General features: G+C 48.5%; 9 protein-coding genes. All 9 read right to left on the bottom strand.

Features of this window, described 5'->3' with window-relative positions; translation table 11 throughout:
- Window positions 1–91 precede the first annotated feature (91 nt).
- The 9 genes from QZT18_RS22635 to QZT18_RS22595 all read right to left on the bottom strand — a co-directional run bounded on the left by QZT18_RS22635 (window position 92) and on the right by QZT18_RS22595 (window position 10,156).
- Window positions 92–1,312 (bottom strand): MFS transporter, encoded by a 1,221-nt coding sequence (locus tag QZT18_RS22635; protein WP_294151857.1) that lies wholly within the window; start codon window positions 1,310–1,312, stop codon window positions 92–94.
- Window positions 1,297–2,082, bottom strand: coding sequence for an alpha/beta hydrolase family protein (locus QZT18_RS22630; protein ID WP_294151854.1), 786 nt, complete (start codon window positions 2,080–2,082; stop codon window positions 1,297–1,299). The genes QZT18_RS22635 and QZT18_RS22630 overlap by 16 nt, the downstream gene beginning before the upstream one ends.
- A 19-nt stretch (window positions 2,083–2,101) precedes the next feature.
- Window positions 2,102–3,604, bottom strand: a complete 1,503-nt coding sequence (locus tag QZT18_RS22625) for an ABC transporter substrate-binding protein (protein WP_294151852.1) — start codon at window positions 3,602–3,604, stop codon at window positions 2,102–2,104.
- A 21-nt stretch (window positions 3,605–3,625) separates the two neighbouring features.
- Window positions 3,626–4,441: an alpha/beta hydrolase gene (locus tag QZT18_RS22620; RefSeq protein ID WP_294151850.1), complete on the bottom strand. Its 816-nt coding sequence runs from the start codon at window positions 4,439–4,441 to the stop codon at window positions 3,626–3,628.
- Window positions 4,442–4,560: 119 nt separating this feature from the next.
- Window positions 4,561–6,282, bottom strand: a complete 1,722-nt coding sequence (locus QZT18_RS22615) for a sensor histidine kinase (RefSeq protein ID WP_294151848.1) — start codon at window positions 6,280–6,282, stop codon at window positions 4,561–4,563.
- Complete coding sequence (locus QZT18_RS22610) at window positions 6,267–7,067, bottom strand: response regulator (RefSeq protein ID WP_227030543.1); 801 nt, start codon at window positions 7,065–7,067, stop codon at window positions 6,267–6,269. The genes QZT18_RS22615 and QZT18_RS22610 overlap by 16 nt, the downstream gene beginning before the upstream one ends.
- A gap of 103 nt (window positions 7,068–7,170) precedes the next feature.
- Complete coding sequence (locus QZT18_RS22605) at window positions 7,171–8,061, bottom strand: carbohydrate ABC transporter permease (RefSeq protein ID WP_294151839.1); 891 nt, start codon at window positions 8,059–8,061, stop codon at window positions 7,171–7,173.
- Window positions 8,062–8,082: 21 nt separating this feature from the next.
- Entirely contained in the window at window positions 8,083–9,003 is a 921-nt protein-coding gene (locus QZT18_RS22600; RefSeq protein WP_294151837.1) for an ABC transporter permease subunit, read from the bottom strand.
- A 280-nt stretch (window positions 9,004–9,283) separates the two neighbouring features.
- Entirely contained in the window at window positions 9,284–10,156 is an 873-nt protein-coding gene (locus tag QZT18_RS22595; RefSeq protein ID WP_294151835.1) for a hypothetical protein, read from the bottom strand.
- Window positions 10,157–10,487: the final 331 nt, after the last annotated feature.

The following is a 10,487-nucleotide window of genomic DNA, read 5'->3' as shown; positions in this document are numbered from 1 at the left end:
CGGATTCCCCACCCGCGACAACCTCCAAACCGGGACTGAAGACTCACAACCTCCCTCTCACCATTCCGCCCCGGCCGTCCCGGCGGCGTTCTCATTCCTCAACCCCTTCCTTCCGGCTTGCAGCAATAATCTGTTTCCCCATCACCTTCATCGTCAGCGCAAAGGTCAAAAGCGCCATCACTCCCGGAATTATCATGTACAGATACATCTGCTGGAACCCAAACGCATCAATAAGCACACCGACTACGGTGGAGGCAATCATGGTTCCCACGTCGGCTCCCAGCATATAGGTCGCATTGGCTGCTCCCGCACGTTCACGGCTCACGGTTCTCATGCAGACTGCCGTCATAACCGGCTGTGCACCGCCGAACCCAATGGCGAACAGGACGGCCGCCACCAGTACCATGGTAAAGTTGTCCGTGCTCCCCAGAATCGCCACGGTGGCTATCATCAGAATGAGACAGGGATACATGGTCCTGCGGATTCCGATTTTGTCCGCCAGATAGCCTCCCAGTCCGCGGGTCGCCACCTGGGCGCCGTTATAGAATGTCATAAACAGTGCAATCTGTCCAAATCCCATAGCGTCCCCGTATACTACGATATTCATGATAACGGCGGTAAAAACCATACCCGTAAAAATATTGGACAGCGTCGGAAGAAATGCCTCCACCGCGATAATATTATTCCAGGAAAATTTCTTTTTCTCTTTTTTCACCCCTGCTGTAAAATCAATTTTCAGAGTGATCAGCAGGATTAGGGCTATGGCAATCAGAATAATTGATACCGTATAGCTGGCGGCAAATCCCCAGTTATCCACGAGGAAAAGGGAAATGTTCGGTGTAAAAATCTTCAGCACCAGAGGAAGCATCATATAAAGACCAAGCCCCTGGGCCATCTTTTCCTTTGGCATTGCGCGGCCTACCACCGTCGGCATCGTAACGCCGATGGCGCCGAAGGCCAGGCCGTATACCAGCCGGCTGGCAACGTAAACTCCCAGATTTCCGGCCACCGCCGATAATACGTAGGAGGTAACAAGCAGGGTATACTGCCCGATCAGCACGTATTTCGGATTGATACGGTCAATGGCGATTCCGGCGACCGGACGCATTACCATGTACATTCCGGACATAACGGAAGACAGAATCCCCAGAAATGTCATGCTGGCCCCAAGGCTGACTCCCTGGCGTCCGATGGGGGTGGCGATAAAAGTCGCCGCCATATTATAACAACACTGGATTACCAGTATTACCACGAATGTCCTTGTAAAAAATGTATGCTTTGCCGTCTGATTCACTGTTACCGTCGACTCCATAATGACCTCCCCATTTCTTCTATCGCTTTCTCAATACTCCTGTTTACAGTAACCCAGTCATGTCCGCTGTCAAAGAGTGTAAATTTGTGCGGGATATTTAATGCCTCAAGCTTCATATGCAGTCTCACGTTTACCACCCTGGCAAGCGCATCCTTTTCACCGCAGAAAAGGTAGAGCGCAGGCAGTTTCCTGCCGTCCCGGTAAAGACGGTCAACCAGATTTTCCGGATTGTAGTCGGATTTTTCAAATTCTTCCGGTGTTTTAAGGCCGAACATCCGCTCAATCAGTCCCGGATTCATTGTTCCGATATCATAGTAAAAACTGTAGGCATCCAGTCCTCCGCCCCCAATCGAGATGACGGTTCCGTACCTCTCCGGATGGCTCATTCCCATCCTGAAAGCGATGTAACTGCCCTTTGAAAAACCCGTAATATAATTAAATTCAGGTTCCCGGCAGGCAGGAAAAACCGTTTCTACCAAGGCCGGCAGTTCCCGGGTCAGGTAATCTTCAAAATAATAATTCTCAGCGGGCCGGTTTAAACCTCCCCAGGTATCCGTGGTGTCCACACTGACTACGGCCATCCCGGCCTCCTCCGCCAGACGGCAGACATCGCTCTGCATCATCCATTTTCTGTGATCGCCCGGTCCCACTGTCCACAATACCGGAATGGAATTTTTTCCGTCGTTTTCCCTGTTTTTGGGTACAAAAATCATAACCTTGGCTTCGCCGCCCAGGCACTCCGATAAAAACACATATTCTTTTGCTTCCACTGTAAAATAAATCCTCCCTCTATCTGTTCTCACTCAGCCACTTGTCAAGCTGTTCCTGTTTCATTCTGATAATTGTTTCATGACCCGCGCTCTTTAGTTTCTGTCGGAACTCCGGCAGTACCTGTTCCACATCCACCACACCCGAAAGCAGAGGGTTCACATACTGAGCCATCACATTGGCAACGGCTGCCACCTCCGATTTGCAGGCCGTCATATCTGCCGTAAATCCCACAATCGGTGATACGGCAAAGGTGTCACGAAACGCCAGGACCTGCTCATAAATATCCGACGGTAACGGTTCCATCACAAAGCATTCCGGGTTAATATCCGTAATTCCGGGGCTTTTCAGGAAATAACCGGTAGTGGTTGCATCCACGCCGTCCGGATACCGGATCACGTTCTCCTCTTCCGTCTTTTCATAGTGAACGCCCTCTATCCCATATTGCAGCAGATTGCCAATCTCCGCATCCGTGTAAAGAAGGTTTAAGAACTGCATTGCCTTGTCGGGATGCTCCGATGTAACGGGAATTCCCCAACAGGTAAGCTGCATCATGCTCGTCACAAGAATCGGGCTGTTTCCCAGATGGATCGTCGTCGTATTGTACATCGCGTCCTCCCGCATGGAATTCGCCGGGTTATAGGAGAAGGCAACACTTGCGGCCGCACGTCCGGCATTCATCAGGCTGTTGCGCGAATCCGTATTGGTCGAGGCGTTCGGCATCAGCAGGCCTTTTCCGTGCCAGTCTCTTATAAGTGCCGCAAGCTCCTCGTAAACCGGATGGCTGTAAAGACTTGAAACCGTCATTGTCGCGTAATCCAGCACGCAGCCGTCCCCCAGATCCTCCAGTCCATGGCCGTTTAAAAACAGGTTTTGAAGGCTCTTATACCCAAGCTTTGTACTTGCATTGGCAAGCGGGATGATGTCGGGATGGTTGTCCCTAATCGTTTGGAGAACCTGCTCCACATCCTCCACCGTATGGACGGAGGAAAGATCAATCCCGCAGCACTTAAGAATATCATTGCTGACCGCAAAGCTGGTATCCTGCGCCATTACCAGAGGAATCCCGGTAACCCCGTACTCTTTTCCATTAACGCGGGTACAGCGCAGGAGTTCTTCCCCGAGCGACTTCTTTACTCCCTGTCCATACTGCTCAAGCAGTTCATCCATCTCCATAAAATAACCTTTTGTCACGCACTGTGCGTAGCTTGTGTTGGTGCTGGTGGCCATCAAATCCACCGAATCCCCGGTCAGCATCAGGTTGGCCTGCGTATCGTAACTCGAGGAGGAAAAAACATTCAGCTTTACCGCCGCCCCTATTTTCTCCGCCAGAATCACGTTAAGGGCGTTTTCCACGTCCTGAAGGTCAGAAGGTATGCTGCCCCCATAGGATGCAAACATAACATTCAGCACCGGCACTTCCTGTTCCTTTTTATCCTCTTCCCTGCGGCTGCAGCCGTTCGCCAGGATCGCCGCCCCCAGGGCAAGCAGCAGGAACAACCACCGTTTTCGCCTGAATTTCAAGTTTCCCACCTCCCCTTTTCCTTATGAAACCTCGATTCTCAGAACCTTGTAAAGCCAGTTAACCGCCAGTTCCGGCCACATCATTGTATTGGCCGATGCTCCTTCTTTTCCCATTCCCACGCAGTTAACTCCCTCGTCATAAAATACATGAACCTCATACGGAATCCCTTCCCGTTTCAGCGCATTGGCATAGGCGAACGTATCTCCCGGAAAATCCGTTGTGGATTTCCAAAGGAAAGCGGGACATGTATCTTTGGTAACAAGGTCGTGGGTCGTCAGCTCGTGAATATCCGCCCAGCGCGTCCCTTCCTTTCCCAGAAGATTACCGGGCCCCTGGCCCTTAAAGTTGGCCAGCACTTCCGGCGGCTGTTCAAAAAAGTCGGCAAATATTGTCGGCGTATATCCCGTGACAATGGCATTCGGCCTGTTTCCGCCGTATGGCATACCGTCCCTTTGGCATTCCTCATACTGCCACATCGTGCTCAGCGCGGTGCACAGATGGGCGCCGGCGGACATGCCCAGCAGGCTGATGCGTTCCGGATCCACATTCCATTCGGCAGCGTTTTTCCGTACCATCCACACCGCCCTGGACGCTTCCAGAAGCGGGGCCGGATAGGCCGCCTTCTCATTGATTGAATAGTTGACTACAAAAACATGAAACCCCTTTTTCCTGAAAAAACCGGCAACCGGCTCTACGCTCGGCTCATGGATATTGTGATAACCGCCCCCAGGAAAATACACGAGCGCAGGCCTTGGGCCTTCCGTTTTCGTGTTCAGACGCAGACGCATAAATGCGTCCTGATTTGTCTCCGATAAAGAAATTCTCTGTTCCTCCATCTTACCCTCCTTGCTGTTCCCTCATATAATTCATAACCTGAGTTTACCACAGCCGTTTCATTCGGTGTTATAACAAATCCGACCTGTTGGGGCGACATTTAAGACGTCTGTTTTGGCCGTTAAAAGGTATGTTTTGGAACGTAGGTCCGTGGAAGCACAATCTTTACATGGGCGCCGTTTTCATTGTAAAAAGAGATTTTTTCCTCCCCGTTATAAATCACGTTAGTCCGGCGGATTGCATTCTCAATGCCGATATGTTTCCGGTTGTCGTAGAGAATGCTTTCCTTATTGCGCAGTTTTTTCAGTATTTCCAAGCTGAACCCTTTTCCGTTATCGGATACCGTAATTTCCAGTTCCTCTCCCCATGTAACGCCGACCTTAATTTCCAGAAGCTGGTTGCTGGACAGCATGCCGGAGTGCTTGATGGAGTTTTCCACAAATGTCTGGATCAGAAGCGGCGGTATCTTCTCCGTTCCCGCCTCTTCATCCACCCTGATTTGATAGCGGAACCGGTTCGGATAGCGCATCTCCTGGATATGCAGGAAATTTTCCAGATGGGAAATCTCGTCCCGGATCAGCACCAGTTCGTCCGTTTTTCCGAAGATATAGCGGAAATATTTGATCAGGTACTCTACCATCTGCCGGATTAAGCGGTAATCTTCCATATTGGTCAGACTGTAGATAATATTCAGGCAGTTCAGGAAGAAATGAGGGTTGACCTGCTGTTTTAAATACTCCATCATGATGTCGTTTTTCCTCAGTTCTTCCTCATATACCTTAATTTTCAATTCTTTAATCTCGTCCACCATCTCATCCAGCGTGTCATAAACCACCCTGTATTCATTGGCAACATTTCCAGGGCGTGCCTTCGGCATGTCCGCCCCCTCTTTAATGAGACGCATGGCCAGGACCAGTTCATTTAACGGACCCACCAGAAGAACCTTGAAAAAATAGATCTGGAATATCAGAAGGACCGCGAATCCGAATATTGTGATATACGTGACATTGCGCGCCGTTGACAGTTCCTCGGCTATCTTATCCATCGGAACCATGGTATGCAGCACCAGACCGCCGAACCGGGATTCCCGTTCCACCGCCAGGTAACGCTCCCCATTTTCCGCCCTGTATATCTTCTCTCCTTTTTTCATGGAAAGGGTTCCGCCGGCAGAGGGGAAAGAACCGGACAGCACTTTTCCGTCACCGTCCGTAAAAAAGGCGGCGGCCCCCTCACCGAAGCTCCCCGACTCCATCTGCTCACTCAGATGTTCCATATTGAGCCAGGCGCCAATCATAATGCCGTCCATATTTTCGGCAATCAGCAGATAATTTGTGGACGATACGGGATGTATCTGCCAGTTACCGTTCTGCCAGGAGAGATCCCTGCGTTTTTCTTTCAGATACCTCCCCATAATATCCTTCTCCTCCAGGGAAAGTTCATCATTTCCCACGGTATTAAACGTATTATAATTCTCGTCCAGAATAAAGAATGCATCATAATAAGTCAGCCCCAATATGCTTTTCTCCATATCCTGAAACAAACGATAAAGAGCCAGATTTGACTCTGACTCTGTCTCCGTTTCCGCCATATTATATACATTCATGTTATTCGTCAGGATAATCCGCAGAAATTCGCTGTTCTTCGTCAAACTGTCATCCACACTTTTCATCGACATATCCATGAGCTGGGAATTGGCCTCCAGAATGCTTTTTTCATATGTCCTCATCGACAGGGAATAATTGAGCAGGAGAATCACAATCATGGCACAGATGATAAATACCGTCATAATCCTGAAACGGAAATTGATGCTGAAATATTTTTCTTCCCTTACTCCCTCCTGCATAATGCCTCCTCCGCCGTATGATTTCTCCTGTATTCCCTGGGTGTTACCCCCGTCTCCTTCTTGAAGGACTTATTAAAATACGCCACATTGGTATAGCCTACCCGGAAGACGATATCACCGACCGGGATATCCGTTTCCAGCAGCAGAAACTTTGCAACCGACAGTTTTTTCTGGACAATATATTCTCCGACCGACAGGCCGGTCTCCTTTTTGATGACCCGGTTCATATAATCGGCATTTAAAAATACGTGATCCGCCACATCCTTGCGGCTGATGCACTCATCAATGTGGTCCACAATAAACGTATCCACCTCCCGCAGCAAATTGGACATCCCCGGCTCCCGCTTCTGATGAATCGGAACATATTTTTTCATCAGCTCCGCCAGCTTTAAATCGCAGAACCTCCTGTTCTGTTCCAGGATCATCTGATGGGCGGAATCTAAAAGGCGGGTCAGCTCTTCCTCATCGACCGGCTTCAGGATATAGTTGACCGCTCCCAGCTGAAGCGCCTGCTGGACATACCGGAACCTGTCGTGGCATGACAGAAAGATGGTTTTCGTATCCGGGGAGTAATCATTGACCCAGCGCAGCAGATCAATGCCGTTCTCCTCCTCCATCTCAATGTCGCAGAGCATCACATCAATATTATTCTGTAAAAATATCTGTTTGGCATCTCTTAAATTATAAGCGCAGAAGACGTTCTGAACCGGGGAATCAATCCGGTTAATCAGCTTTTTCAGCCCTTCCACCGCATAATATTCATCGTCCACAATCAGAAGTTCCATCTAAAATCCGCCCCTTTCATTCTGCACCGCCCCTGTAATTATATATGTCTTTCCAAAAACGGCATTTTGCACTCTATCCCACCTGCGAAAATTACTGCCACGACTAGCCCTTCACCGCTCCAAACGTAATCCCCTTGACAAAGTATTTCTGGAAAATCGGAAAAATAAGCACGACCGGCAGCAGGGATATTAACGCAATCGCCATCCGAATACTCATGGAAGGAAGCACATATCCCACATCCATCAGCATTTCCCCCGATTGAAGATAGTTCATATCATTCAGAATCCGGTTCAACAGGTTCTGAATACTGAAAAGCTGCGGCTCATTGACGTAATAGAGGCCGTTCAGCCAGTCATTCCAGTAATTCAGCATCGTAAAGAGGCCGACCGTCGCAACAATCGGTTTCGACATCGGCAGGGCAACATACCAGAAAATTTTCAGTTCATTATCCGCATCCAGCTCTGCGGCCTCGTAAATCTCCTCCGGGATCGTGGATGCAAAGTAGTTCTTAACTAATATTACATTAAATCCACTCAGAAGTAAATTGGGAACAATGAGGGCTCCCAGGGTATCGCGGATATGGAACATCTGTGTATAAATAAGGTAGGTCGGAACCAGCCCGCCGTTAAACAGCATGGTCAAAAGCACATAGACCGTCAGAAACTTCCGGAAGGGAAATGTCTTCCTGGCCATCACATACCCTAACAGCAGCGTCATCACAAGGCTGGCCGTCACCCCCACCGCCGTGACGAGCAGAGTGATGCCGTATGCATGCCCGATCGTTCCAAGTTCCCTGACCAGATATTCATAAGCCGCCAGCGAAAACTCACGCGGAATCAGCCCGTAACCGTCCCGAATCAGGGAGGCCTCCGAGGTCAGGGAAGACGATATCATCAGTAAAAAGGGAAACAGGCAGAATATCATTGTCAGCAGCAGTATCATGCCGCCCGCTATTTCCACAAGGTAATCACTTAACCTTTTTCCTCTCATCATCACTCACTCCTTCCAGTCCTTCTAAAAAATCGAATTCTCCGGACTGTACTTCTGCAGTCCCCAATTTGTCAAAAATACCAGTGCAAAACCCAAAAGTGACTGTATAAGCCCCGCTGCGGATGCCATCCCGATATCATTTAACTGAATCAGCCCCCGGTACACATAGGTGTCCAACACATTCGTCGTACTGTACAGCGCGCCCGAATCCATAGGAACCTGATAAAACAACCCGAAATTCGAGGTAAACAGCCGTCCTAACGCCAATACTACCATAAGCGCAATCGTTCTTTTCAGCAGCGGAACCGTAATATAGACCGCCTGCTGGAAACGCGAAGCTCCGTCCATGGATGCCGCCTCATAGTAAGTCCTGTCAAAGCTAATCAGGGATGCATAATAAATAATGCTCGTCTGCCCGACATTGGACCACAGGTTCAGAAGGGGCAGCAATACAATCCACACTTTAGGCTCACTGTACCAGGCGACCGGATTAAGCCCGAGGGCAGGAAAAAGCGCGCTGTTGAAAAAACCTGACTTTTCATCCAGCATCGTAAGAACCATATAGGTGAGAATCACGCTGGATACCAGGGTTGGAAGTAAATAAACGGTCTGAAGGATGCGCACCAGAATCTTGTTCCTCACCCCGCTTAAAAGAATCGCCAGCACAATTCCTCCGGCCGTGGTCAATATAAGAAAAACGGCATTGTAAAGCACCGTATTTTTCATGACATAGAAAATATCGGCTGTCTTAAACAGGAATTCAAAGTTCTTACCGCCGCAGAACTCACTCCCCCAGATTCCCTTTAAGGGATTGTAATCTTTAAAAGCCACGGTGATTCCCGCCATCGGGAGATAGTTGTTGATCAGAAGATAAAGACATCCGGGCAGCAGCATAAGAAATAAAAAGAATGTGTTTTTTCTTTTATAATACCTGCGTGATTTCATATTCATCCCCCCTTCTTCATTGTAATATCATTATAGCAGTTGCCCAAAAGTCGGGTTATAACGATACAGACTATTTTTCTGGCTTATAACGATTTCAGTTTATGGACGGTTTTACCCAGGCAACGTGATACAATGCAAAAAGAGCCTTCCGGAAATTTCCGGACTGCCCTTTTTAAGAAAACCTTATTTGTTTTAAATCTCTAATTCTTGCGGTATTTCTATTATTGTGTTGTTTCTGTTATTGCATTGTTTCTGTTATTGCATTATTTGTGTTATTGCACTATTTCTGTTCTTCCTCCAGTTCCCGGATCAACTGCTCAATCACAGGCAGCTCTTCTTCCAGTTCTTCTGCTATGACTTCTGCATTTTTCCCTTTAGCCAGTTTTTTTGCGGTCTGCTCTTTTAATTTGCCGTGCAGGCCTTCTTCACGGCCACGCTCAATTCCAACGGATAATATACTCATCTTCACAGCCTCCCATTCTTCTGACTGCTTCACTTCGGTTACAATTTCATCCAGTTTCCGGATTCTTTCATCCCTTATCACAACCTCCGGATTGTCCAGCCGCGTCTTCTTCATGTACTGAAGCAGACTGACCAGGGTAGGATCCCCGTTTCTACTTGTCATATTAAGAAAAATCTTGGTGGTTCCATCCTCCAGGCAAAGACCGGCTATTTCCTGACATTGCTCCTTAAAGGTGTATTTTGCCAAATCGCGTCCGAATATATCCTCCTGGGTTATGAATGTCACAATCGTGGACGGAAGGTGTCTATACCGGGTCTCCCTGCCTGATTTTAAGAGAGGCGTATCCAAAAGTCCCTGATAATACCGTGCCCTCCGCCTTACATCATCCTTCTCCGTGTCATTCTGCATCTCCGTAGCATAGTGCCGGTTCCGGTTATCCACCGCCCAGGCGTCCAGACGGATGGCCCGTTTGCCGATACGGTTCAAAACAACCTCTTCTACATGGATTTCTGCCAGCTGCAGTTCCGGTTCTTCCATGATAATGCTCAATACATTTTGATGCGCCTCCCGGTTTTTCATGACTGACAGAAACAGTGCAAAATCACTCAGATTAAACTCCATGTCCTCCGAAAACGGCAGTTCCTCAATAAGCCGGGACATTTTCATAGATCGTCTCAATTCTTCCATCATAAGTTTTCTTCCTTCCTGAAAATCACGGTAGGAAGAATCTCCGCCTCCCTGCCCGCTGTGTATTGGATCGTTAAGCAAAGAGTCTTTGAATGCCATATCCGGCATGAGAATGTTAAGATTTGAAATAGATTTACGAAACTCTGCTTGAATTTATGGTAGCATAGCGGAAACGGGATTGCAAGAAGAATGTTAATTGAAATGCGAGGACGCCTCTGTAAGACGGCGGACGGGGTGGTGGGAGGTTATATATGAGTCTTCAGTCCTGGTGGATGGTTATGGTGAGGGGGAATCCGGAGAAAAAAATTCCTGCGGGGACTCGCTCCCGCTTGTG

Source organism: uncultured Clostridium sp. (genome assembly GCF_900547735.1).
GTDB lineage: Bacteria > Bacillota > Clostridia > Lachnospirales > Lachnospiraceae > Otoolea.
The sequence above is the reverse complement of the archived record's forward strand: the minus strand, read 5'-3'. Positions and strand labels throughout refer to the sequence as shown.

Bases quoted from the DNA above. Each gene is read 5' to 3' on its own strand.
- QZT18_RS22595 (WP_294151835.1), bottom strand. From the start codon at position 10,156: ATGATGGAAGAATTGAGACGATCTATGAAAATGTCCCGGCTTATTGAG.
- QZT18_RS22605 (WP_294151839.1), bottom strand. From the start codon at position 8,061: ATGATGAGAGGAAAAAGGTTAAGTGATTACCTTGTGGAAATAGCGGGC.
- QZT18_RS22610 (WP_227030543.1), bottom strand. From the start codon at position 7,067: ATGGAACTTCTGATTGTGGACGATGAATATTATGCGGTGGAAGGGCTG.
- QZT18_RS22620 (WP_294151850.1), bottom strand. From the start codon at position 4,441: ATGGAGGAACAGAGAATTTCTTTATCGGAGACAAATCAGGACGCATTT.
- QZT18_RS22600 (WP_294151837.1), bottom strand. From the start codon at position 9,003: ATGAAATCACGCAGGTATTATAAAAGAAAAAACACATTCTTTTTATTT.
- QZT18_RS22615 (WP_294151848.1), bottom strand. From the start codon at position 6,282: ATGCAGGAGGGAGTAAGGGAAGAAAAATATTTCAGCATCAATTTCCGT.
- QZT18_RS22635 (WP_294151857.1), bottom strand. From the start codon at position 1,312: ATGGAGTCGACGGTAACAGTGAATCAGACGGCAAAGCATACATTTTTT.